The organism is Apibacter sp. B3935 (assembly GCF_009827705.1).
GTDB lineage: Bacteria > Bacteroidota > Bacteroidia > Flavobacteriales > Weeksellaceae > Apibacter.
Window position 1 is genome coordinate 203,867 of sequence record NZ_WINL01000002.1, and the last position, 25,529, is coordinate 229,395.

The window sequence follows — 25,529 nt, forward strand, 5'->3', positions numbered from 1 at the left end:
ATCAAAAATATGGGTACTGAATCGGATAACCTGCATAATGCAGAAGGAAATGAAAAAAAGGTTGAATCAACTCAAAATTTAGAATCAACATATAATAAAAATTCTTCTAAGGAAGATTCTATTGATGAGCTAAATTCTGAAAACAACAAGGAGGATCAATCCGTTGAAGAAACAACCATTCCTGAAAAAGATTATGAATCTTTTTCATTAGAAAAACTCATTGATGAGCTTAAATATCTTCACAATCATTATCCAGTTCAATTAATTGGAGAAAATATTAATTCCATAAGGGATATATTTTTAAAAAAATTTGATGAACATGAAACGGAACGAAAACAAAAGTTCCTTAATGAAGGTGGAGACGAGCTAAGTTATCAACCCGATCAATTCTTAAAAAACAAATTCAATTCAGCCTACCACGACTATAAAACAAAACTAAACTCATATTATAAAGAACAAGAACAAAACGAGCAAAATAATCTCAATAAAAGACTTCAGATAATTGAAGAATTAAAAGAGCTGTATACAACCCCTATGGAATCGATCAGTTCTTTTTTTAAAAAATTCAGAGATATAAAAGAAAGATGGCATAATGCAGGTAAAATTCCTAAATCAAGAGCCGGTGATGTTTTCAGAACCTATTTTCATCATTTAGATAATACACATGAATTCATCAAATTAAATAAGGAACTTGAAGAATTAGATTATGCACATAATTTGGAACAAAGAAGGGCAATTATTAGCAGAGCCGAAGAATTGACAACTGAGCCTAGTGTGCAAAAAGCATTAAATGAGCTGCAATATTTGCACAAGCTATGGAAAGAACAAGCAGAACCTGTGGCGGAAGAGTTTAGAGAAAGTACTTGGCAAGAATTTAAAGCAATAACCCAAAAAATTCATGAACGCAAATCTGAATTATTTGAAAAAATTAAAGAAGAGCAACAAGCGAATTTGGAGAAAAAACAAGCCATCATTTCTCAACTTGAAACCATAGCATCCGCTGAAAATCCCGATCATTCCTTCTGGCAAAATAATGTTAAGAAAATAGAAAATTTAAGAGAAGCTTTCTTTACTACAGGAAGAATTCCTAAAGAAACCAGTAGTGACACGTGGAGTAAATTTAAAAGTCTGCTTCATGAAATTAACAATAAGAAAAATACATTTTATAAAGATTTAAAAAAGATCCAACAAGAAAATCTTAAAAAGAAAAACGACCTATTGGAAATCGCTAAAGCTAATAAAGACAGCGAAGATTGGGAAGTTGCTTTAAATCTTTATAAAAAGATTCAGAATGAATGGAAAAATATTGGTCATGTTCCAAGAAAATATTCTGATAAACTTTGGGATGAATTCAGAGAAAATTGCAATTATTTCTTTAACCGATATAAATTAAGAAATAATAAAGTTAATGAAGAATGGATCGAAAATTTAAAAAGAAAGCAAGATCTTTTGGAAGAAATTTCCTCCATTTCTGCTATAGATAAAGAAGATGCTCTTGCTAAAATCAATGATTACAGTATTCAATGGAATTCTATAGGAAAAGTTCCCAGAGAGAATATGAACATCAATAAAGAATTTAATTCAGCTATTAAAAATCTTATTAAAAAATTCGATATTGACAAAAACATCATTGATGAAATTCAATTAAATATTAAAGTAGAAAATTATAAGCAATCTAAGGATGATAAAAAGCTGGATGAAGATCTACGAAAAATGAGAAAGCAAATTCAAGATTTGGGACATGAAATTGTTCAATTGGAGAATAATTTATCATACTTTTCAAATGCCAATCAAGACAATCCGCTTTTACAGAATACATTAAACAATATTGAATCCAAAAAAACTAAATTGGATGAATTAAAACAGACTTATTCAAAACTGGTTAATTTAAATTTGTCTGAAAGCGATTCAAATTATGAAGATGGTGAAGGTATTTCTGAAGAAACTGAGGAAGAATAATCTATTTCACCGCTTATAAAAAGAATTTATGGGTAATACTGTCGATGAAGTCTACATGCGGCGTTGTATAGATCTTGCTCAAAATGGTTTGGGAACCACTTATCCTAATCCTTTAGTAGGTTCTGTTATAGTTTACAACAATACAATAATTGGAGAAGGCTGGCATAGAAAATCCGGTGAAGCTCATGCTGAAATTAATGCCATTTCCTCGGTTAAAGATCAAAGTTTACTTAAAAAAAGTACCATTTATGTTTCCTTAGAGCCTTGCGCTCATTACGGAAAAACTCCTCCTTGCGCTTTAAAAATAAAGGATTTAAAGTTTAAAAAAGTGGTGATCGGTACTCAGGATCCAACGAGTAAAGTTAACGGTAAAGGAATTGAAATAATTCGCAATTCAGGTATAGAAGTAGTTACCGGTGTTATGGAAAAAGAATGTAAAAGATTAAATAAAAGATTTTTTACTTATCATTTGAAAAAACGACCGTATATTATTTTAAAATGGGCAGAAACTTTAAATAAGAAAATAGATAACGGCAGAGATAGAAACCATCCGTTCTGGATCAGCAATCCTTTTTCAATACAAAAAACTCATGTGTTAAGGAATGAAGAACAATCTATATTAGTCGGAAAAAATACTGTTTTAATAGACAATCCTAGTTTAACTACCCGATCTGTTTATGGTAATAACCCAATAAGATTACTCATCGATAAAAATTTAGAAATTCCCCTCAGTCATTCTATTTTCGATGACCAAGCTGAGACTTTTATCTTTACGGAAAAAAAATCTCAATCAACTACTCATTTAAACTATTTTCAATTAGATTTTAACAAGGATTTAGTTCCCCAAATTATAAATGTTTTATACGACAAAAATATTCAATCGGTAATCATCGAAGGCGGTAAACAAACCTTACAACATTTTATTGATAAAGGAATGTGGGACGAAGCAATGATCATCACGTCTCCAAATATATTAAAAAATGGCACTAGTGCTCCTATTCTTTTCGGAGATATTAGTTATCAAGAATTGGTGGGAGACAATCTTATTTCATATCTTAAAAATCCATCAACGTTATTTTAATCAATTATCTACAAATCAATATCTTAAATTTACATGGATGATAAATTTATTTATAAAACTGTTGATACTGAAATAACGGATGCTCTTTTAAAAATTAAAGGAAGTAAATTTTACGGGCTAATATTTAATGTCAATAATGAACAAGAAGTAAAGGATTATCTAAAATTTAGTGAAACAATATACCCCAATGCAACGCATTATTGTTATGCTTTTCGAATGGGCATTTCGGGAGAGCTATACAGAGCCAATGATGATGGAGAACCTTCGGGTACTGCCGGATTACCTATTTATAATCAATTGCTTTCTTCAGGACTAACCAATGTACTTTTAATTGTAGTACGATATTTTGGAGGAACTAAACTTGGAGTTGGGGGATTGATAAAAGCTTATAAAGAAAGTGCTCAATATACTATTGAATGTGCAAAAATCATTTCTAAGGAATTAAGTGAGAACTATGAGCTCTTATTTGATTATGCGTATCAATCTTCTATTATGACTCTTTTAAAAAAATTATCGATTGAAATGTTATCAAGCACTTTTTCCGATAAATGTTATCTTGTAGTTGAAGTTCCCATGAAAAATAAAGAATTATTTTTTGAAAAATTCGATTCTTATTTGGCTCAAAATTTTATTGCCATAAAAAAAATTTTATAGCTCACTTATCGTACTGAGCAACAAATTTTCTACCGATTTATTAATCCAAAATAACACTAATTTTCCTTCTTTAAAAGCCATAAAAAATCATCTTGTTTTTTAATTTCACAGACCTAAAATATACCTATTTCTTTAGAAAAATGATGGATATTAAAATAAATAATTTGTTCAACAACATTTCAATTCTATTTTTGTCTATTTGATGAATAAATTGTTTTTTACAACTATTGGCTCATATTCTGCAATCCCTTTATTGGCCTTATATAGATCGAATTTATACAATCCAAATTATTACTAATAATCAATATTTTTAAACTATTGTTTTTTATCCAATTTATCCTATCTTATTCTTATTTTTACGCTTTATTTAATCCAAGATAGAATATATATTTACTTACTAATAAATTTCTAAAAATACAACAGGTAATCCTCTTTTTTTTTCTAAAATAAATTAACAATTTTGTGATCTAAAAGGTGGGTAAAATTTTATCCTTTATTTTTTATACAAATTTAAAAAAATGTTAAATTCTGCGATTTCAATATGGGAAGCCTGTCTACAATATATCAAAGATAATATCTCTGAGAAATCCTATTTTACATGGTTCCAACCTATCAAGGCCGTAAAGCTTCAAGATAAAATATTAACCATACAGGTACCCAGTAAATTTTACTATGAATATCTTGAAGAAAATTACATAAAGATAATAAAAAGTGCCTTAACCAAAAACTTGGGAAAAGATGCCAAATTGGTTTATTCCATTATGATGGAAAAAAACCAACAATCTGAAAATTCCTATACCGTTAACATTCCAAGTTCTCAAAAAGCACAAATAAAGGTTCAGGAAGTGGAAGCTCCCCTATTTATTGAAAGAGGAGTTAAAAATCCATTTATTATTCCCGGATTACAAAAATTAAAGATTGATAGTCAACTCAACACAAATTATACATTTGATAATTTTATTGAAGGAGATTCTAATCGTCTTGCCCGTTCTGCGGGAAAACAAATTGCTAAAAGACCCGGCGGTACTTCTTTTAATCCTTTATTTATTTATAGTAGTGTAGGTTTAGGAAAAACCCATTTGGCTCATGCTATCGGCTTAGAAGTTAAAAGAATTCAATCTGAAAAAACTGTCTTGTATGTTTCCATGGAAAAATTTTGTCAACAATTCCAGGAAGCTACTAAATCAAACAATAGAAATGATTTTATTCATTTTTATCAAATGATTGATGTGTTGATCGTCGATGATATTCATTTCATATCGGGTAAAAAAGGTACACAAGAAGTATTTTTCCATATTTTTAATCATTTACATCAAAACGGAAAACAGATTATATTAACCTCGGATAAATCGCCGGTAGACATTCAAGATGTTGAGCAACGATTAATCTCTCGATTCAAATGGGGACTTTCAACTGAAATACAATCCCCTGATTATACTACGAGGTTAGCAATTCTCCAACAAAAAATGGAATTTGATGGTATTGCGCTTTCTGATGAAGTTTTAGGATATATTGCTAAAAATATTAAAACCAATATTAGAGAACTGGAAGGATCTCTAAATTCCATAATTGCTCAGGCAACTTTCAATAAAAAGGAAATAACTTTAGATCTTGTTGAAAAAACATTATCTAATCTTATTACTAATTCCAAAAAAGATATTACCATAGATTATATTCAAAACTTGGTTTGCGATTATTTTAAAGTATCAATTGATGCTTTACAATCAAAAACCAGAAAAAGAGATATTGTTCAGGCGAGACAATTAGCTATGTATTTCGCTAAAAAATATACCAATGCCTCCCTTTCTTCTATTGGTATTCAAATTGGTAAAAGAGACCACGCAACTGTATTACATGCTTGTAAAACGGTTGACAACTTATTTGAAACAGATAAGTTATTCAAATCTTATGTTGACGATTTAAATAAAAAATTGACTTCTGATATATGAAAATATTAATGGTTTGTTTAGGTAATGTTTGTCGTTCCCCTATGGCAGAAGGAATTTTACGTTCAAAACTTCCTGATAGTTTTACTGTAGATAGTGCCGGGATAACCGATTATCACGTAAATGAAAAACCTGATAAACGTGCGATTCAGGTTTGTAAAAAAAACAATATTGATATTTCTCAGCTAAGAGGCAGAAAATTTATTACTTCTGATTTCGACGAGTTTGATGCCATATATGTTATGGATCATGCCAACTACAGCGATATAATCTTCAAAGCAAAAAAAGAAGCAGATAAAAAAAAGGTTAAGTTAATTATGTCCGAATCTCCCACTGCTGTTAAACAAAGTGTTCCGGACCCCTATTACGGTGATATAGAAGATTTTGAAAATGTTTTCAACCTATTGAACGAAGCTTGTACTAGTATTGCTGAAAAGCTTACAAAGGATTAATGGATAAGTTACTTACCCATTAATCGCTTCTACAGCTTCAATTTCATTAGGTAACATTTGTTTTAAAAGTTCCTCAATTCCATTTTTTAAAGTAAATGTTGAGGATGGACAACCATTGCATGCGCCTTGTAAAAGCATTTTAGCTACCTTCGTTTCTTCATCGAAAGAAATAAGTTCTATATTACCTCCGTCTCCGGCAATTGCAGGTAACACATATTCATCCAAAATATTTTTAATTTTAATTTCAATTTCTGAAAATTCTCTTTCCGTATGATCTGTAGTTTTATAGGTGGAAAAATTTTTTATATTGCTGATCTCTTTTTCTTCTCTTAAATATTCAGAAATAGTATACCTTAGTTCCATAGAGATATCTTCCCATTGATAATCATCGGCTTTGGTTATGGAAACGAAATTATCCGATATAAACACTTCTTTTACATAAGGAAAACTAAATAAATATTGTGCTAAAGGGACTTCTTTAGCTTCGCTCTCATTTTTTAATTCAATTATTCCTTCAACTAAAATTTTGTTGGTAACAAATTTCATCACAGAGGCATTAGGCGTCATTTCTACATACACAGATATGGGAGTATTACGCGGCTGTAAAACAACTGAAGGATTCGCCAGTAATTCGTCTTCAATTAGTTCTTTTACTTCATCTAAGACCATATCCCATTCTACCATATCATTTTTTTGAACAGCAATAAAATTTGCTGTAATAAAAATATGAGTAACAAATGGCAATTGAAGTAATTCTTGTGCTATAGGAATATCACCTGCTTTTTTTATATCCGATATTTCATAACTGCCTTCTACTAATGTTGAGGGGGCAACGAATTTAACTATATTTTTATTGGGAGTTTTTTCAATTTTTAATTTCATGTCATTTAGTTTAATTCTTCAAAATTACATAACTTGCTAGTATCTATAAATAGATTATTATAATATTATTTAAAAATATGGCGCTACTTAAAAAAGTATTAGATAAATTTCCTTCAATTGAAAATGATTGTTATTTATCAGAAACATGCGTAATCATCGGAGATGTGACTATAGGAAGCCAAAGTTCTGTTTGGTTTAATGCTGTAATCCGTGGTGATGTTAATTTTATAAAAATTGGCAGCAGAGTTAATATTCAAGACAATACAGTCATTCATTGTACCTATATGAAACATCCTACCCTTATTGGAAATAACGTATCTATAGGTCATAATGCAATTGTCCATGGATGTTCCATTCACGATGATGTTCTGGTTGGTATGGGAGCTATAGTCATGGATGAAGTAACCGTAGAAAGCAATGCAATTATTGCTGCCGGAGCTGTAGTCACTCAAGGTACGTTTATATCACGTGGTGAAATTTGGGCAGGAATTCCGGCAAAAAAAATAGGTATGGTTTCAGAAGATTTAATGAAAAATAAAATATATCAAACGGCTTCCAATTATCTTAAATACAGCAAATGGTATAATAATGAAGATGATGATGATGACAATGGCATTTAAGGATTCGATGCAAGAAATTTATTAACTTGATTACACTTTTTTATTAATAATAAAGATTTAGATAAAGATAATTTTATTTTATGATTTATAATATTTTTTTAGTAGGATTAGGTGGATCTTTAGGTACAATCATTCGTTATCTATTAACACTTTATATCCAAAAATATTATGGAGGAATATTTCCTTTAGCTACCTTTCTTATAAATTGTAGCGGATGTATTGTCATCGGATTATTTTTGGGATTATCAGAACGATTTAATTTTATAAACAATGAAATAAAATTACTATTGGTAACCGGTTTTTGTGGTGGATATACTACTTTTTCTACTTTTTCAGCTGAAAATTTGCAATTATATCAAAATCATCAATTCTTCACTTTAGCTTTATATATAGGTATCAGCATTTTGGTAGGAATTTTGGGTGTTTGGATAGGAAATTTTATTTCTAAAATCTGATATACCAATAAATTTTAGAGTAAAAGTCGAACTATGATGGTTGTTTCTAAGAACGATAAGAATCGGATCTTTAAGCTTAAAATCTACTATTCAATTAAATTTTTCTGCTGAAAAAAGAAGGATAGAAAGAGTGTATAATGAATGAAAAATAAGTATAGGGTTTAATTTGAAAATTTATAAATGACTTCCTTCTCTTCGTTTTGAATTTGAAATTCAAGATATTTAAAGCTGTCTCTAGGAATTACCCTAATCCATCGTTTGTAATTTAGAAACCATTCATTACGTATGCTTTTGATGCCTTTAGTTAAATATGCTGCAACAAATGGATGTGTATGCAAATACAATTTGCCTTTATTTGAAACTATAGCATTTAAGATTTGTTGTTGAATTTTATCTACTAATACAATAGGAGATTCTACTTTTCCATTAATATTAGGATTTTCCTCTGTTGTATTCAACTGTTTTTGAGGACGTACTCTTTGTCTGGTGATTTGAACTATTCCAAATTTACTTGGAGGTAAGATTTTATGTTTTGCTTTATCATCTTTCATTACCTTTTTTAGATATTCATAAAGATCTTTTTTGTGTTGAGATGAAGTTAGATCAATAAAATCTATAACGATGATTCCTCCGATATCCCGTAAACGTAATTGACGAGCAATTTCTGCTGCAGCTAATTTGTTGATATGTAAGGCTGCATCTTCTTGGGATTTTTGATTGGCTGTAACGTTCCCTGAATTAACATCTATAACATGCATGGCTTCAGTATGTTCAATTATCAAATACGCGCCTTTCGATTGATAAATATTAACATGCTTACCAAACAATTGTTTTATTTGCTTATCTATATTGTAATATTCAAAGATGGGAATATGGGAATCGTAATATTTAACTAACTTAGATTTTTCGGGAGCAATAATATTAAGGTATTCTTTCATCTCTCCGGCCAATTCCTCATTATCACAAACGATACTAACAAAATCTTCATTTAAATTATCCCTAAGAATTGATGAAGCTTTATCTAACTCTCCCAAAATTTTGGCAGGTGCTTTGCTTTTTTTTATATTACGAAAGCACACATTGTTCCATTTATTTAAAAGATTAGTTAATTCCGATTGTAATTCTTGAGCGGATTTACCTTCTGCTACCGTTCTAATAATAAGTCCGAAACCATTAGGGCGTATTTGTTCTCCGATTTGTTTCAACCTGTCTTTTTCTTCAGCAGTAGATACATTTCTTGAAACTGATGTCTTGGATGCAAAAGGTATCAATACAAGATACCTTCCGGCTAAAGAAATTTCGGAAGATAATCGAGGTCCTTTGGTTGAAATAGGCTCTTTGGTAATTTGTACGAGTATATCCTGATTAGGAGCTAGAACATCTTGTATAACTCCATCCTTGTTTATATCTTCTTCAAAAGGGAACGAAGTTAATTTGGGTGAATTTATTTTACCGGAAGATACTCCTTTACAGTATTTTAATGAAGATTTAATTTGTGGACCTAAATCAAGATAATGTAAAAAAGCATCTTTTTCGTATCCGATGTTTACGAAACAAGCATTAAGACTTGGGGCAAGTTTTTTTACTTTGCCCATAATAATATCTCCAACCGTAAAATTATTTCCTATTTCTTCTTCATGAAGTTCTTGAATCCTTCCTCCTTCTAATATTATAATTCTAACCTTTGAATGTTCGTATGATACTATTAATTCTTTACTCATCTTTTACATTAATTATCCACCCTTATACACATTCATTTTTGAACAAAAACATTCTTTACCTATTGTTTTTGAGTTTAAACTTTGGTAAAGAATGTACAAATATCTTAAGTAAAAAAACCTTAGTTTTATGTTAGAAGAAAATTATTTATTTTTCTTTTTATGACGGTTTAATCTTCTTCTTTTTTTACGTTTATGGGTCGCTACCTTATGACGTTTTCTTTTTTTTCCGCTTGGCATAGTGTTCTTTTATTTATTAATTATTACTAATTTTTGACTTTAACATTTGTTTTTACGTCTTCAACAAAAGACTTAGCTGGTTTAAAAGCAGGTACATTGTGAGCCGGAATCTTAATAGTTGTATTTTTAGAAATGTTTCTTCCTGTTTTAGCTGCTCTTTTTTTAATTAAAAAAGTTCCAAAACCTCTTAAATAAACATTATCACCCTTAGCCATAGCAGTTTTAATCTCATCCATAAAAACTTCCACGACTTTTTGAGTTTCAACTTTTTCAAGACCCAGTTTACTTGAAATCGAATTTACGATATCTGCTTTTGTCATACTTTTAATATTATATTATTATACTTCTAATTAAATTTTGAGTTTGCAAATATAATATTATTTTTGGAAAGTAAAACTTATAAACATTTAAAAGTGTGAATTTTATTAGTCTTTTACAGAAATGGTATAAAATTAATAAACGCTTACTGCCATGGAGGGAAACTCTTTCTCCTTATAACATTTGGATTTCGGAAATTATTTTTCAGCAAACTCGTATTAATCAAGGATATGAATATTATTTAAATTTTATTCAACGGTTTCCTAATGTTAAAGTTCTGGCAAATGCCTCCGAAGATGAAGTATTAAATTCCTGGCAGGGATTGGGGTATTATTCTAGAGCGCACAATTTACACTTTACCGCAAAATACATTGTAAATGAATTAAATGGTATTTTCCCTAATTCTTATCATGAAATAATTAAACTTAAAGGAATTGGAAAATATACTGCCGCTGCCATAGCTTCAATATCTTTTAATGAAAAAGTGCCTGCTCTGGACGGTAATGCATTTCGAGTATATTCCAGAGTTTTTGGCTCAGAAAAGGATATAAGTAAAAGTAGCACTTTTACCTACTTTTTTGATTTAATCAAACCTTTAATGCCGGAAAATCCAGGTGATTTCAATCAAGCGATCATGGATTTCGGTTCGATGGTCTGCACACCGTTACATCCAAAATGTGATCAATGTATTATTCAGGAGGAATGTTTGGCCTATACTAATAATTTACAAAACGTTCTTCCTATTAAATCTTCCTCGGTTAAAATTAAAGAAGAAAGTATACATTATGCCTATCTTTTTTGTAAAGACTTAACATTAATAAAAAAAAGAAATAACAATTCGATTTGGAAAGGGTTATATGAATTCCCCTTATTTGACCAAAATTTCAAGAATTACCAAATTATCCATAACCATCAGATTAAACATAAACTTAGTCATAGACTGTTAACTATTACCATTTCAGAAATTGAAATTGATGAAAATGATTTTTATCAAGTCGCCCATAAAATAAATGCTATAATTTTGAATAAAAACAACTTAAAAAGCTACGCTTTTCCAAAACCCATGGAAAATTTTTTATTTTATAATTAAATTTTTTATTATTTTTGCTCATCAATGCGATCAATTTATATATAAAAATGAGTACATCTATTAATAAAGTAATTTTAGTTGGGAATTTAGGTACTGACGTAAAATCTTATAGGTTTAGTGATGGAAATATTGTTGTTAACTTTCCGGTTGCCACATCTGAAAGTTATATGAATAAAGAAACCGGAGAAAAAGTAGATGTAACTGATTGGCATAATATAACTGCAAGAAATAAACTGGCAGAACTTTGTGAAAAATTTTTGAAAAAAGGAAGTAAAGTTTACATTGAAGGAAAACTTAAAACTCGTAAATTTGATGATAACGGTATTACTAAACATATTACCGAAGTTATTGCAGATAATATTTTATTTTTATCCAACTTATTGGGTAAACAACCTGAAAATGAAGAAATAATTCAGCATGATTTTTAAACTTCAAAAATACTTATAATAAAATTTCAATTTATATGGACGAGCCCGGGCCCACGAGTATTTCATTAATTTATATCCTCTTATTATATAATTTTCTCTTCTCCTATTGTTTTAAGAGAAAAACTTTCTTTAAGTTATTTAGTAAAATTCTACAGGTATGTGCATTGACTGCTTTTGCATATACTTTATCCCCTCAAAAATATTTTTATTATAAGATAGAATATTTATATAAAAAGTTTCTATTTATAGGTAATAGATGGGATAATATACGTATTGTATCTAAAAATCCGTTATATATATTATTTAATTAAATACTAAATTTATTTATTTAGATGAGTAAATCATTAAAAAAATTATATCTTTTATATTTTATTATTCTATTTTCTTTGTTTTTACTTAGTTGTAAGAAAGAAGAATATTTACCTAAGCCAATCGGCCAGGTAAGATTAGAATACTCTGCACCCAATTACATACTTTTTAAAAAAGAAAAATGTCCTTTTGAATTTCAGTATTCGAACCTCACTAAAGTAGAGGATAAACACAAAAATTGTTGGTACAATTTTAGTTATCCATTCATGAAAGCAACTCTATATTTAACTTATTCTGAGGTAAACGGAAATTTAAATTCGCTATTAAAAGAAGCTCAGAGACTTGTATATGAACATACCATAAAAGCCAATTCTATAAAAACCAAATCATTTTCTTATCCGGAAAAAAAGGTATTTGGGAATCTTTATCGATTGGGAGGCGAATCTGCTTCAAATATTCAATTTTATGTAACAGACAGTATTAAACATTTCCTTTCAGGAAATTTATATTTTAAAGTTCAGCCTCGGCCTGATTCTTTACAACCTGCTGTTGAATATATTGAAAAAGATATTATTAAAATGATTGAAACAACTACATGGGAATAAACTTAATTTTTTTATATTAAAATGTTAGAAATAGGAATTCTTTTATTATTAACTCTTTTAAATGCCTTTTTCGCTATATCTGAGATTGCCTTAGTATCTGTAAAGAGGCAAAAAATTGAAAACAAAGTTAAAAAAGGAAATAAAAAGGCTCAAATAGTACTCAATCTTTTAGAAAAACCGGAAGATTTTTTATCTTCTATTCAAGTGGGTATAACTTTGATCGGTATTGTATCGGGTGCTTATGGAGGCGCTACCTTAGTAAAATACGTTACTCCATTTTTTGAGCATTTCTCATTGACAGCAACCCATGCTAATGAACTGTCTTATATGGTAATTATAGCATTGATTACTTATGTATCCATAGTTTTGGGAGAGTTGATTCCTAAGACCTTCGGCATGAGAAATCCTGAAAAAATAGCGTTGACTGTTGCTCCAATTATCAAAGTTTTTTCAATGGCTTTGTATCCATTTGTTAAAATCCTTTCATTTTCAACCCATATATTTAACAAGATATTTAAAATTTCAAATGTGGAAGGTGAAAAAATTTCTGAGGACGAACTAATTTATATGCTTAAGACAGCTAGTTTACAAGGGGTTTTAGAAAAAGAGGAAAGTGAATTGCATCAGAATGTTTTTGCTTTTTCAGAACAAAAAGCTAAAAGTTTAATGACATACCGCAAAAGAGTTGAATGGATTAATTTAAAAGATAGTTTCGAAGAAATTGAAAAGCAAATTAAAGACAGCAATTTTACTAAATTTCCCGTGTGTGACGGTAATTTAGATGAAGCTAATGCCTATTTGGCTATAAAAGAATTTTATGAAAATATAAACACTCCAAATTTTGATATAAAAACCATTTTAAAAACTCCGATCTTCATTCATGAAAATATGCATTCTGTTGATATTTTACAAGAATTCCGTAAAAATAAACAGCATATGGGTTTTGTTGTAGATGAATATGGTACATTCCAAGGTATTATCACTTTGCAAGACCTTATTGAAGGTATTGTGGGTGACATGCCTGAGAGCGATGAAGAGGAGACAGAAATTGTGCAACGTGAAGATGGTTCATATTTAGTTAACGGAAATATAGGAATTAGAGATTTAAATTCTTTTTTTGATGATACTATTATAGAATTAGACGATGATGAATATGTTACGTTAGCCGGATTTATTATTTATCACATGGAGTATATTCCTGAAGTTGCCGAAAAATTCAATTATAACGGATTTTCATTTGAAATTGTAGATAAAGATGCAAATAGAATAGATAAAGTATTAATGGAAAAACTTAATTCTACGGAGGAAAACGAGGAGAGTTCCGCTGAAGATGAAATTACTGATTAATACTATTTTTTATGATTTACTTTATTTATAGTTTGTTCTTTATTGGATTTATTATTATTTCATTTATGCTTTATCGGTTTTTACTAAAAACTACCGATATAATGAAGTATATGTTTTTCATTATTTTATACATAGTCGGTATATTACTATTTTTTCAGGCAGCAGAAATGATTATTATCTATTGGTATGATCCCATATCAGCTAAGTATTTAAATTTTATGTTCTTAACCTATCTTTTTGCTACAATGATAGGATTTATAAGTATTTCAATTATTACCATTAAAAAGTTAAAAAAATGATTTATTCATTTGATTTATAGACTTTAACATAAAAATTTTCATCAACATAAAATTTATTGATTAAATTCTTACGTTTGACGGATTTCCAATTTTCTGTTGGTTTTATTTTACCTATGGACGTGTTTATTTCCATTGAAAAGCCTTTAACAACGTTTGACCATTTATAAAATAAGGTATTACCTTTTATATAATAATTTAATACGGGTATATCTACAGTTCTTAAATATTGGTCAAAAATTTTAGAAAAATTAATTCCTGATTTTTCTGATATATAATTTTCTACTTGACTGGAAGTAACAGTTTGATGATAAAAATCTTGGTTTAAACCTCTGAGTATATTTCTGAATAGTTCATCATTTCCGATAATTTGTCTTATGGTATGTATCATATTGGCTCCTTTATCATACATATCTATACTCCCTTTTTTATTTTTAGAATACGTTCCTATAATGGGAAAATCATTTTTAATATTCTTTCTTTGTCCTATTATATACCTATTTGCTTTTTCCTTTCCATAAAAATATTCAACAAATAACGTTTCCGAATAGGTAGTGAATGCTTCATGTATCCACATGTCTGCAATATCTGCATTGGAAATATTGTTGCCAAACCATTCGTGTCCGGATTCGTGAACTATAATAAAATCCCATTCTAATCCTATACCCGTGCCGCTTCTGTCTTGACCTAAATAGCCATTTTTATAATTATTGCCATAAGCAATTGCACTTTGATGTTCCATGCCCAAATAAGGCGCTTCAACGATCTTATAGCCATCCTCATAAAAAGGATACGGGCCGAACCAATATTCAAATGCTTCAAGCATCTTTTTTACTTGTGAAAACTGGAATTTTGCTTTATTTAAATTTTTAGGCATAACCCAATAACTTAATTCTAAATTTCCTTTTTCTCCCTTATATTCATCTTTAAAATTTACGTAATCTCCTATATAGGGAATTATATTGTATGAATTTATGGGATTAATTACCTGCCATTTAAAATAATTTTTTTGTGATTCATTCCAATTACCTATAAGTTTCCCATTGCCTATACCTTTTAAGTGGTTATTGGTAACAATAGTTAAGGTCATTCCTTCATCCGGCTCATCTCCCAAATAGCCCTTGCATGGAAACCACACACTGGCACCAATGCCTTCACAAGCAACGGTCATCCAATCTTTACCATTTCTATCTTTAGAAAATATCCAACCTCCATCCCAGGGAGCATTTTCTGCAATTTTGGGTTTTCCGCTAAAATAAAAAATGAGTTCCTGATCAACATTTTCTTTTTCTGCATTGCGACTTATGTCTAAATAATAAAAATTTCCTTTTTTTACATATGGTATATGGTTATTTTTTACAGTCAAAATACTATCAATATTCATTGGATTTTGAAGATCTATTTGAATTATTTCAGATCCTTTATTTTGGAATTTAATTTTGTTTGATCCTTTTAGTAATTTTGCTTTAAAGTCCGGTTCAATGATTAGATCATAATGTTTTACATCCCAATGATCTATATACTTATTTTTATTACTTTCTATCGAATCTTTAAATATAAATAAAGCTCTTTCTTGAGCAACAAAAATTAGAGGGAAGAATAAAAATATAACGTGTTGAAATTTAAGAGATTTCATAAAGAATACTTTAACGATGGATCTATTTGCTAAAATTAATTATATAAAAGAACGTATAGGATGTAAGTATCTTGTACTTTACTTTAATTATTGTAAAAATAGTTTTATAACAATGAAAGGTTTATTATACGTATTGGTAAAAAAATTTTAGTCACTAATGAACTTCACTCTAATTTAATCGTATTTCACTTTTGAAGTCAAATTACTTACTATGTAGTTAATTTCTTTTAGTAAATCCCTATTAACTATTTTGATGAAATTTGATTAAGCTTTATACATTAAATAACACTGTTAAATTCTAATTTCAATAAAAAAAGTCATTAAAAACAAGCAATTTAACTCGTTTAAAATGACTTACTTTAGTGACCGCGGAAGGAGTCGAACCCTCAACCTTCAGAGCCGTAATCTGACGCTCTATCCAATTGAGCTACGCGGCCATTTATTTTGCGTGCAAAGCTAATAAAATTTTTTTTTCTATTAAAATCTTTTTGAATTTTTCAATTAATTTTCATTATTCATTTCAAATCTTTTTATTTAATAATACTTTTTTTAAAACTTTGGATATAGGGGTTTCTAAATATTTATAGCTAAACAATGAAAAAATGCAAGCTAATGAAGCAATAATTAAAGGTATGAAAAGTATTTCTTTTCCAAAATAATTATATATAGTTTTTATTGTTGCAACGCCAATGTGGTAATGAATTAAATATAATGAATATGAGGCTATGCCTAATTTTACAATCCATTTATTATTTAAAAAGGATAGATATTTAGGAATGTATATTAAAATTAAAAAAACGGATATTATTATAGTATGAATCAATAGATATTTAACGTGTCTACTCCAAAACGCTAATATGATAGATAATATAAAAATATAAACTATAATTTTATAGTCTTTTTTATTGTTATATAGTTTATATAAATACATTCCTATTAGAAACCATAAACATTCATGAAAAAATACAAAAGATCTACTGACGTATTTATAATAATTTATTTTTTCAGATGAAATGAAATTTTGTAAAATAATATGCCCTGCTTTACTCCAAAATAACACGTAGAAAAATATACCTATGATACAAATTATTATATAATTTCTCATCATTTTTTTTGGCGAATAAAAATATAAAAAACCTATTAAAAAATAAAAATTCACTTCAACCCATAAACTCCAGTAGCAATTATCTATATAATAAAACTTATTATAACCATAGGGTATATTACAGAAATACGGGTCAATAAAAGCATTTGCAATTAAATAATTATAAATATTTTTAGAATGTGAGTAATCTTCTCCTAAATAAATGTATTTAAAAAATAAAAAAGTTAATGTTGAACATACAAACATTCCAGGAGCTAATCTAATATATCTTTTTTTAAGAAATTCTAAATAATTTCTCGATTTTTCTAAAGAAATGGATATAACAAATCCGGATATAATAAAGAAAATTTGAACTCCAATATATCCATATATAGCTATATTTTTAATAATTTCATTTTTCGAGAAATTGTAATAATGCCCTAGCATTACCATACCAATAGATAAAACTCTTAATCCATCTAAAACCGGCACCCTAGAATCTTTCATTACTGATTTTTTATAAGTATTTATTTACTATTTCTAATAATTTTTCTGGATAATTTATAATATATTGAGCTCCTTGCTTTTTTAATTCCTCTTCGGATCTGAATCCCCACAGAACCCCTATACTTGTTATGCCTGCATTTACTGCTGTTAGCATATCTGTTCCGGTATCCCCCACATAAATAATTTCTTCTTTATTAGTTACATTTAAATCTTTCATAATATCGTATACAATCTGTGGATTCGGCTTCATGGGAACATTAGTTCTTTGTCCTAAAACAGATGAAAATTTTATTTCACTAAAATATTTTTTTACTAATTCTTGAGCACCTTCCATAAATTTATTGGATGCTACTGCCAATTTTATATTCATGGAACTCAGTGATTTTAACATTTCAATTACTCCGTCATATGGTGCTGTCTTTATAGCTGAGTGCTTAGTATAGTATTCAATGAATTCATTTTTAATTTTTTCAATTACCTCAAGATCACTTTTTAATTCGGATGGCAAAGCTCTTTCAACCAATTGGGTCATTCCATTACCAACAAAATTTTTGTATGACTCTAAAGTATGTAACGGTAAATGATTTTTTTCTAAAATATAATTACATGAATCAGCTAAATCATTTAGCGTGTTAAGTAAAGTTCCGTCTAAATCAAAAATAGCCAACTTAATCATAATTTTAATTTTTTATTTTACAAATATAGTTTTAAACAGATAGTTAAAGTCTCCTGTTAATGACCAATTTTTTACATAATCTTTATTTATATTAATTTTATCCTTCCAAATGATCGTATCATTATATAATTGTGGATTTTCAACTTTAGATAAAATTTCCTCTTCATTTCTGTATTTTAGTTGAGCCGGACCTGTAATCCCCGGCTTTACGGAAAGAATAATTTTATCTTCCCCTTCTAATTTGTCCGCATAACCCGGCACATCGGGCCTGGGACCCACCCAAGACATATCACCTATAAGAATATTTAAAATTTGGGGTAATTCATCCAATTTATATTTTCTTAATAATTTACCTAATTGGGTGATTTGCATTTTATGTGTAGTGACCGTTGATGTATATACCCCTTTCATCGTTCTAAATTTGAACAAATTGAAATGTTTACCATTTTTACCTATTCTATTTTGAGTAAAGATTCCAATCATACCTGTGTCAAATGTAACCGCAATAAATATAATTATCATGGGGACAAGAAAAATAATAAAGCATAATAATGCTAATAAATAATCTGCTATAATTTTATTTTTCTTCATACTATTTATTATACAAAATTATAAAAGAAAAAGGATTTCTTACGAAATCCTTTTCCTATTAAGCACCTTTTAAAATAAACATTGAATAAATATTCTAATAACTATTAAAAAACTTTTTCTCCGTGTTGTGTTATATCTAAACCTAATTCTTCTTTCTCAGGATCAACCCTTAATGGAATAATTTTATTTACAATAAATAATAATAATAACGTTCCAAAAAAAACAAATATGGAAACGGCAATCATTGCTATAAAGTGATTAACAAACAATGAGGTCTCTCCAAAAAACAATCCGTTTGAAGGAATATCTTCATTTATAGACTTATCTGCGAAAACTCCGGTTAAGAGCATTCCTACCATACCTCCCACTCCATGACAAGGAAAAACGTCTAAGGTATCATCTACCCCGTTAGTATGGAAAAATTTAACCATGTAAAAACTAATCACGCTGGCAATTAATCCGATAAACAATGAATGCCCTAAAGAAACAAATCCTGCGCCCGGGGTTATAGCTACTAAACCCACTACTGCTCCTACACAAACTCCTACTGAAGATAATTTTTTTCCATTTATTTTTTCTAAAAATCCCCAGGTTAGAGCACTTAAAGCAGAGGCTGCCGTTGTATTTGCAAAAGCTAGTACACCTAACTCATTAGCCGCAAACGATGATCCCGCATTAAATCCAAACCAACCAATCCAAAGCAAACTGGCGCCTAAAATTACATAAGGTATTTGTGCAGCTGCTAGAGTTGTATCTCTTCTTTTTTTCAAAAAAATAGCTCCTGCTAAGGCCGCCCAACCGGAACTCATATGAACCACCGTGCCTCCGGCAAAATCCAATATTCCTGCCTTTGCCAATATTCCTTCCGGATGCCATGTAGCATGTGCCAGGGGGGAGTAAATAAAAATTGAAAACATAACTATAAATAATAAATAACCCCAGAATTTTATACGCTCTGCTACACCTCCTGAAATTAATGCCGGAGTTATAATGGCAAATTTTAATTGAAAGAGGGCAAATAAAAGTATGGGTATGGTAGGCGCTCCTACCCAGGCAGAAGTTGTTCCAATTCCTTGCATAAACATATGAGGTAATGGATTTCCTATGATACCCCCTATATCCGGTCCAAATGCCAATCCAAACTCAAAGATAAACCATAAAACGGTTATTGTCACCATAGCTATAAAGCTCTGAAATATAGTGCTTATTATATTTTTACTGTTAACCATTCCTCCATAAAAAAAACCTACTCCGGGAGTCATTAAAAAAACAAGCACTGAAGCTACTAACATCCAAGCTACATCAGCAGAATTAAAATTTATGCCTTCTGCAACTGCTTTTGAAGACTCTGCTGAAAATAATGTATTTGAAAAAAGGCTTACTAAACCTACAAATATTAAAATTAGAATTAAAATATATTTACGCATACCCAATATTTTATACAGCAAAAATATAATTTTTTAATTAAAAACAAAATAAACATATTTTTTTTAACGGGTACAAATTAGAAATATTAATAAATTATAAAATATACCCCTATTTTTTAACATCACAATTTATTTTTATTGCATTTAATTTATATATTATATTGGATAAAAATTTAATCTAAACATTTGATTATTTAAATCGTTTAATATATTTATCTCTTATTTAAAGAACTCTTCGTGTACTTTCTTAAAAGAAAGTATTTCGTTACACAATGAATTATTCAACTTATAAAAACTATAAAAATATATTTATAAACATCTGTAAGTACTCAAATTAAATTTATTTTATATAATTTTTTTAAAAAATTTTTATAATATTTGCGATTCATTCAATAATATTTTAAAAATAAAACCCACAAGTTCTTTTCAAACTAGACTTGCAAAATTCTTTTAAAAATGTACTTAGTATTAAACATTTCTCATGCAAACACCAATTCTATAAAAATTATTACATATAAACTACTATACAATTTTACGTTAAAAGTATTTAGATAAATATTAATGTATTTTATTTCTATATATTAAAAAATAATATATATTTATCCGAAATTAAAAACTATATTAATGAAAGTTATAAACAACTGATTTTAAATGAATTACTAATTTTTTAATAACAATTTTTATGAAAAAAATTCTTTTAACACTTAGCACTATTTTAGCGCTATATTCATGTAATAATGAAGACTTACATGATGGTTCATCCCCCTCTCATTCTTTGAATGATAAGAAAATTATCAATCAGTCCGGCTCTATACAAGGAGTTACCTATTCATTTGATAATGTGGAAGTAAATCCTAATTTAGTAACCTTGAATACAGAAAATAGTTCTATTCTTAGTACTAAAGAGGAGTTATCAAGAGGATTTATTAGTTTACAAAACATATCTGAAAAAATCGGTAAAGAATTAATCCCGGGTAATACGGTTTATTTAATTACCCAAGATTCAACGTATATAAGAAATATCACCTCAATTAATCAGAAAAATGATATTTATAATTTAGAAACAACGGATGCCAATATTGGCGATGTTTTTGAAAACGGTACGCTAAGCTTATCTTTAAATATTGATGATACTAACAAAAATAAGAATAGTTCTTTACTAGCGCTTAAAAATGCATACGATAAAGATTATGTTTTTCATCCTTTGATTTTTAACAAAGAATTTCGTGTAAAAGGGCTAATTTTTAACCCGGACAGTAAATTAACCCCTTCTATAGCTGTGAAATTAGGTTTTGATAAATCACGCGTTATACCTAGCGTAATTGAGATGTATTTTAACAGCCATACAGAATATAATCCAACTATAACTTTAGATAAAGATGTTAAGGGTAAATTTTCTCATGATTTTATTGATAATGTCCCACAAATACTTATCGATTATTTAAAAAAGTATAGTGTAACTATTAAAATTCCAACCGGCAAATATTTAGGAGACGTTCCGGTTAAAATTAATGTAAACCAAATTAATTTTCCAACTGAAATTGAAGCAAACGTTTATAGAGGATCTAGCGTGAGCTTTAAAGCAGAAGGTAATGTGAAATTAGGAGTTAAATTTACACTTAATAATAATCCGGATTATATTTATGAAAATGGAATTCAAAAAATAGACGGATTTACTAATAATTTATACGGAGAAGTTTTAACCGATATGAAATTTATCATCATACCTCAAGTTCAAGTTTTCCAATCTAAATTAATTGATGTTAAAGGTAAAATAACTGTAGGACTTAAAACTTCTAATATAGGTAATGGAGCTTCTTCAGATGATTCTAAAAGTTTTTCACAAGGAACAGTCTATACTTCTGCGGCATTCACTTTTTCAAGTTTAGGTTTACCTGCCTATAGCACCGATATTTTCAAAAAATCTATAAATATATGGAAAAAAGGAGACTATGTTAATTCTGTTTCTTTTTCAAATTTTAAAGCAGGTAAAGCTACCATTGTACCATGTAGCGGTTTGACCTCTTTTGGTTATGATGTGTTATTAGATTATAAATACAGCTTACCAGGTAAAGTAATTTCCGGTGATCTAGAAATAACTTATGATGTATATGCTGATAATGGTACTCTTCTTGAGTCCAATAAAACAGTTAAAGTTCTGCCATATAATGTAACTTCTAACTCATTTAAATTCAATATGTGTATTCCTTTCAGAAAAATCAATATCTTCAATATATCTAAAATTAGTTATGTTAAAAATATAACTATTAAAGATGCTAACGGTTATATAGCGAATGGAATATTAGACCCATTGACCGGAAGCCCGGTTACTGAAATTGCATTTGTAAGGTAATTTTTCTTAGTAATATATTAGTAAAGGTAGACGCTCATTGTCTACCTTTTTTTATAGAACTAATATTTCCTCAAAAAAATCAAAATGTATAACATTAAAATTATCAATTTTTAAATTTTTCTTAAGATGTATAAGATATCGTGAAGAATTTTTAAAAAGAATAGTAAATAAATACGGTAAACATTTTAAAGGACTTACAGATTATTACTAAATTTGCACGATAAAATTGTTATTATGCAACTTTCAGAACAAGAACTAATTCGAAGAGAAAAATTACAAAAACTTAAGGATGCGGGTATCGATCCATATCCCGCTGCAGAATATAAAGTTACGCATACTGCCCATGAAATAAAAGATCAATTTAAAGAAGGAGAGAAGGTTGTGATTGCCGGAAGACTTATGTCTAATCGTATTCAGGGAAAAGCGGGTTTTTCTGAGCTGCAAGACACCACCGGGCGTATTCAGCTGTATTTTAACAGAGATGTAATTTGTCCCGACGATGATAAATTTAAATATAACGATTTTTATAAAAAATTGCTCGATTTAGGTGATTTTATAGGAGTTGAAGGAGAATTATTTGTCACTAAAATGGGCGAAAAAACCGTAATGGTTAACGATTTTAAACTTCTTTCAAAGGTATTGAGACCGCTTCCTCTACCTAAAGTTGATGAAGAAGGAAAAGTCCATGATGCATTTAATGATCCTGAATTAAGATATAGAATGAGATATGTTGACTTAGTAGTCAATCCTCATATAAAAGAAATTTTTATTAAACGGACTCGTCTGTTTAATGCTATGAGATCCTTTTTTAATGATAAAGGATATTTTGAGGTTGAAACCCCTATACTTCAATCCATTCCCGGTGGAGCTGCGGCTCGACCGTTTATAACCCATCATAACGCCTTAAATATTCCTTTGTATTTACGAATTGCAAATGAGTTATATTTAAAACGTCTTATTGTTGCCGGTTTTGAAGGTGTTTACGAATTCTCTAAAAACTTCAGAAATGAAGGAATGGACAGAACGCATAATCCTGAATTTACTGCAATGGAAATTTACGTTGCTTATAAGGATTATAATTGGATGATGAAGTTTACTGAACAATTATTGGAACATTGCGCCCTAGCAGTAAACGGAACAACCCGAGCAACATTTGGAGAGCATGAAATTGATTTTAAAGCTCCATATGCCCGAATTTCCATGACCGATGCTATTAAAAAATTTACGGGATTTGATATAACAGGAAAATCTGAGGAGGAATTGAGAAATGAAGCAAAAGAAATGGGTGTTGAGGTGGATGAAACTATGGGTAAAGGAAAAATCATCGATGAAATATTCGGAGAAAAATGTGAAGGTAATTTTATACAACCAACCTTTATTACTGATTATCCCAAAGAAATGTCTCCATTAACTAAACAGCACCGAGATAATCCTGAATTAACCGAACGTTTTGAATTAATGGTTTGCGGAAAAGAAATTGCTAATTCTTATTCAGAATTAAATGATCCCATAGATCAAAGAGAACGTTTTGAAGAACAATTAAAATTGTCTGAAAAAGGAGATGATGAAGCGATGTTTATTGATCAGGATTTTTTACGTGCATTGGAGTTCGGTATGCCTCCTACTGCAGGTTTAGGTATAGGAATGGATCGATTAATCATGTTCCTTACTAATAATCCGTCTATACAAGAAGTATTATTTTTCCCGCAAATGAAACCCGAGCAAAAAGCATTTTCTATTGAACATTCTGAGGAAGAAAAGATTATCATCAAATTATTACAAGATAATAATTCTTCTATGGAATTAAGTGAATTAAAATCTTTGGCCGGGCTAAGTGGAAAAAAATGGGACAAAGCCATGAAATCGCTTTCTAAACATTCATTGATTACTGTTACTGTTACAAATGAAAATAAAACAGTTGAATTAATTTCTTAAAATAAAATTTTTAAAAAATACAATATTTAAGGCTATCTTTTTTAGATAGCCTTTTTAAATTAAAATTAAATTTAAAAATGAACTAAAAAAATGTTTTCATTATCTACTAAATCTATAGGGATTGGATGATATTAAATTCATATTTATTATCTTTGTTTAAAATCAAAATAAATAAATGATTATGGAAACCATATTTAAAAATAAAAGTCAAGAATTACTTAGCAGTATTGAAAATCTAAAATTAAGTAATTCTGATTATGAACAAGTTGCATCAGAATTATTTAAATATAATTTTAATGATTACGATGCAGCTTTTTCAATTAATAAAGTAAATGTTCCGGAAGGCAGTTATGTTCGTTTACCTATTTATGCTAATAAATGCTGTGCGATTTTAATGCTTTGGGGAATAAATAATAAAACTGCCATTCATGACCACTTAAATTATGATGGATTAATAAAAGTTTTAAAAGGAAATCTTACAGAAGTTAGTTACATTGAAGATAAAAATTTCATAGTATATGAAGGAGAAGGCGTAGCTCCTGAAGGTGCTATTTTTCCTGAAGATTTAGGAGGTATTCATTCGGTAGTTAATAATTCTTCGGAAATATCTGTTAGCTTACATATCTATCACACTCCTCAAACTTCTTTAAAAGGTGTTAGAATTTTTGATATTGAAAATAGAAAAATAGCCATCTTAAATGATAAGGCTACATCCTGTTCATGGAATTTACCTGAAGATAATTACGAGAAAATCACTCAATTATAACTAGTATAATCTGGTATAATTTTAAAATATTTAAATTCTAACTCAGATTGAGTTAGAATTTTTTAATTAGATATTAATTCATATCCGTCAATTTTAAAGCCTAACCAAGAATTCAATCTCTACCTTTTCAGATATTAAATCTAAACTTATATTT

At 28.9% G+C, this 25,529-nt stretch carries 22 protein-coding genes and 1 tRNA gene; 14 read left to right on the forward strand and 9 right to left on the reverse strand.

The annotated features are described in order from the left end of the window. Positions 1–9 precede the first annotated feature (9 nt). The 5 genes from GFV00_RS03750 to GFV00_RS03770 all read left to right on the forward strand — a co-directional run bounded on the left by GFV00_RS03750 (position 10) and on the right by GFV00_RS03770 (position 6,092). Positions 10–1,959: a DUF349 domain-containing protein gene (locus GFV00_RS03750; protein WP_160557161.1), complete on the forward strand. Its 1,950-nt coding sequence runs from the start codon at positions 10–12 to the stop codon at positions 1,957–1,959. A 28-nt stretch (positions 1,960–1,987) separates the two neighbouring features. Continuing rightward, positions 1,988–3,040 (forward strand): bifunctional diaminohydroxyphosphoribosylaminopyrimidine deaminase/5-amino-6-(5-phosphoribosylamino)uracil reductase RibD, encoded by a 1,053-nt coding sequence (gene ribD, locus GFV00_RS03755; RefSeq protein WP_255448788.1) that lies wholly within the window; start codon positions 1,988–1,990, stop codon positions 3,038–3,040. Positions 3,041–3,073: 33 nt separating this feature from the next. Continuing rightward, positions 3,074–3,694 (forward strand): YigZ family protein, encoded by a 621-nt coding sequence (locus GFV00_RS03760; protein WP_160557160.1) that lies wholly within the window; start codon positions 3,074–3,076, stop codon positions 3,692–3,694. Between the two features lie 518 nt (positions 3,695–4,212). After that, positions 4,213–5,643 carry a chromosomal replication initiator protein DnaA gene (dnaA, locus tag GFV00_RS03765; RefSeq protein WP_105298016.1) on the forward strand — a complete coding sequence of 477 codons (1,431 nt, stop codon included), beginning with the start codon at positions 4,213–4,215 and terminating at the stop codon, positions 5,641–5,643. Continuing rightward, entirely contained in the window at positions 5,640–6,092 is a 453-nt protein-coding gene (locus GFV00_RS03770; protein ID WP_255410618.1) for a low molecular weight protein-tyrosine-phosphatase, read from the forward strand. Before dnaA ends, GFV00_RS03770 begins: the two co-directional genes overlap by 4 nt. A 12-nt stretch (positions 6,093–6,104) precedes the next feature. Here GFV00_RS03770 and GFV00_RS03775 read toward each other — a convergent pair whose 3' ends face one another. Continuing rightward, a complete protein-coding gene (locus tag GFV00_RS03775) occupies positions 6,105–6,974 on the reverse strand; it encodes a NifU family protein (RefSeq protein WP_160557159.1) in 870 nt (289 codons plus the stop codon). A gap of 77 nt (positions 6,975–7,051) precedes the next feature. On the opposite strand from GFV00_RS03775, the gene GFV00_RS03780 reads away from it, so the two are divergent. Next, positions 7,052–7,594 (forward strand): gamma carbonic anhydrase family protein, encoded by a 543-nt coding sequence (locus tag GFV00_RS03780; protein WP_160557158.1) that lies wholly within the window; start codon positions 7,052–7,054, stop codon positions 7,592–7,594. An 80-nt stretch (positions 7,595–7,674) separates the two neighbouring features. Further along, on the forward strand, positions 7,675–8,049 hold the full coding sequence (crcB, locus tag GFV00_RS03785; RefSeq protein ID WP_160557157.1) for a fluoride efflux transporter CrcB: 375 nt from the start codon (positions 7,675–7,677) through the stop codon (positions 8,047–8,049). Between the two features lie 161 nt (positions 8,050–8,210). Here the strand turns inward: crcB and GFV00_RS03790 are convergent, their stop codons facing one another. Continuing rightward, positions 8,211–9,770 carry an Rne/Rng family ribonuclease gene (locus GFV00_RS03790; protein ID WP_160557156.1) on the reverse strand — a complete coding sequence of 520 codons (1,560 nt, stop codon included), beginning with the start codon at positions 9,768–9,770 and terminating at the stop codon, positions 8,211–8,213. A 263-nt stretch (positions 9,771–10,033) separates the two neighbouring features. Further along, positions 10,034–10,327 carry an HU family DNA-binding protein gene (locus tag GFV00_RS03795; RefSeq protein ID WP_105298021.1) on the reverse strand — a complete coding sequence of 98 codons (294 nt, stop codon included), beginning with the start codon at positions 10,325–10,327 and terminating at the stop codon, positions 10,034–10,036. A gap of 95 nt (positions 10,328–10,422) precedes the next feature. On the opposite strand from GFV00_RS03795, the gene mutY reads away from it, so the two are divergent. The 4 genes from mutY (at position 10,423) to GFV00_RS03815 (ending at position 14,104) form a co-directional block, all read left to right on the forward strand. Next, positions 10,423–11,415, forward strand: coding sequence for an A/G-specific adenine glycosylase (mutY, locus tag GFV00_RS03800; protein WP_160557155.1), 993 nt, complete (start codon positions 10,423–10,425; stop codon positions 11,413–11,415). A gap of 47 nt (positions 11,416–11,462) precedes the next feature. After that, complete coding sequence (locus GFV00_RS03805) at positions 11,463–11,843, forward strand: single-stranded DNA-binding protein (RefSeq protein WP_160557154.1); 381 nt, start codon at positions 11,463–11,465, stop codon at positions 11,841–11,843. 332 nt (positions 11,844–12,175) lie between these two features. After that, positions 12,176–12,757, forward strand: a complete 582-nt coding sequence (gene gldD, locus GFV00_RS03810) for a gliding motility lipoprotein GldD (RefSeq protein ID WP_160557153.1) — start codon at positions 12,176–12,178, stop codon at positions 12,755–12,757. Positions 12,758–12,778: 21 nt separating this feature from the next. Then, on the forward strand, positions 12,779–14,104 hold the full coding sequence (locus tag GFV00_RS03815) for a hemolysin family protein (protein ID WP_160557152.1): 1,326 nt from the start codon (positions 12,779–12,781) through the stop codon (positions 14,102–14,104). A gap of 300 nt (positions 14,105–14,404) precedes the next feature. Here GFV00_RS03815 and GFV00_RS03820 read toward each other — a convergent pair whose 3' ends face one another. The 6 genes from GFV00_RS03820 to GFV00_RS03845 all read right to left on the reverse strand — a co-directional run bounded on the left by GFV00_RS03820 (position 14,405) and on the right by GFV00_RS03845 (position 20,321). After that, entirely contained in the window at positions 14,405–16,036 is a 1,632-nt protein-coding gene (locus GFV00_RS03820) for a M1 family metallopeptidase (RefSeq protein ID WP_160557151.1), read from the reverse strand. Between the two features lie 363 nt (positions 16,037–16,399). Beyond that, positions 16,400–16,473 (reverse strand) — tRNA-Arg (locus tag GFV00_RS03825). An 83-nt stretch (positions 16,474–16,556) separates the two neighbouring features. Further along, a complete protein-coding gene (locus GFV00_RS03830; protein WP_160557150.1) occupies positions 16,557–17,627 on the reverse strand; it encodes an acyltransferase in 1,071 nt (356 codons plus the stop codon). A 10-nt stretch (positions 17,628–17,637) separates the two neighbouring features. Continuing rightward, positions 17,638–18,303 carry an HAD family hydrolase gene (locus GFV00_RS03835; RefSeq protein ID WP_160557149.1) on the reverse strand — a complete coding sequence of 222 codons (666 nt, stop codon included), beginning with the start codon at positions 18,301–18,303 and terminating at the stop codon, positions 17,638–17,640. 12 nt (positions 18,304–18,315) lie between these two features. Further along, positions 18,316–18,894: a sugar transferase gene (locus GFV00_RS03840; protein WP_160557148.1), complete on the reverse strand. Its 579-nt coding sequence runs from the start codon at positions 18,892–18,894 to the stop codon at positions 18,316–18,318. A 104-nt stretch (positions 18,895–18,998) separates the two neighbouring features. After that, positions 18,999–20,321: an ammonium transporter gene (locus GFV00_RS03845; protein ID WP_160557147.1), complete on the reverse strand. Its 1,323-nt coding sequence runs from the start codon at positions 20,319–20,321 to the stop codon at positions 18,999–19,001. Between the two features lie 682 nt (positions 20,322–21,003). Between GFV00_RS03845 and GFV00_RS03850 the strand changes: the two genes are divergently transcribed. The 3 genes from GFV00_RS03850 to GFV00_RS03860 all read left to right on the forward strand — a co-directional run bounded on the left by GFV00_RS03850 (position 21,004) and on the right by GFV00_RS03860 (position 25,375). Further along, complete coding sequence (locus GFV00_RS03850) at positions 21,004–22,674, forward strand: hypothetical protein (RefSeq protein WP_160557146.1); 1,671 nt, start codon at positions 21,004–21,006, stop codon at positions 22,672–22,674. A 234-nt stretch (positions 22,675–22,908) separates the two neighbouring features. Further along, on the forward strand, positions 22,909–24,609 hold the full coding sequence (lysS, locus tag GFV00_RS03855; RefSeq protein ID WP_160557145.1) for a lysine--tRNA ligase: 1,701 nt from the start codon (positions 22,909–22,911) through the stop codon (positions 24,607–24,609). A gap of 181 nt (positions 24,610–24,790) precedes the next feature. Beyond that, the gene (locus GFV00_RS03860) at positions 24,791–25,375 is read left to right on the forward strand and encodes a cysteine dioxygenase family protein (RefSeq protein WP_160557144.1); all 585 of its coding nucleotides are present in this window, start codon (positions 24,791–24,793) and stop codon (positions 25,373–25,375) included. Positions 25,376–25,529 lie beyond the last annotated feature (154 nt).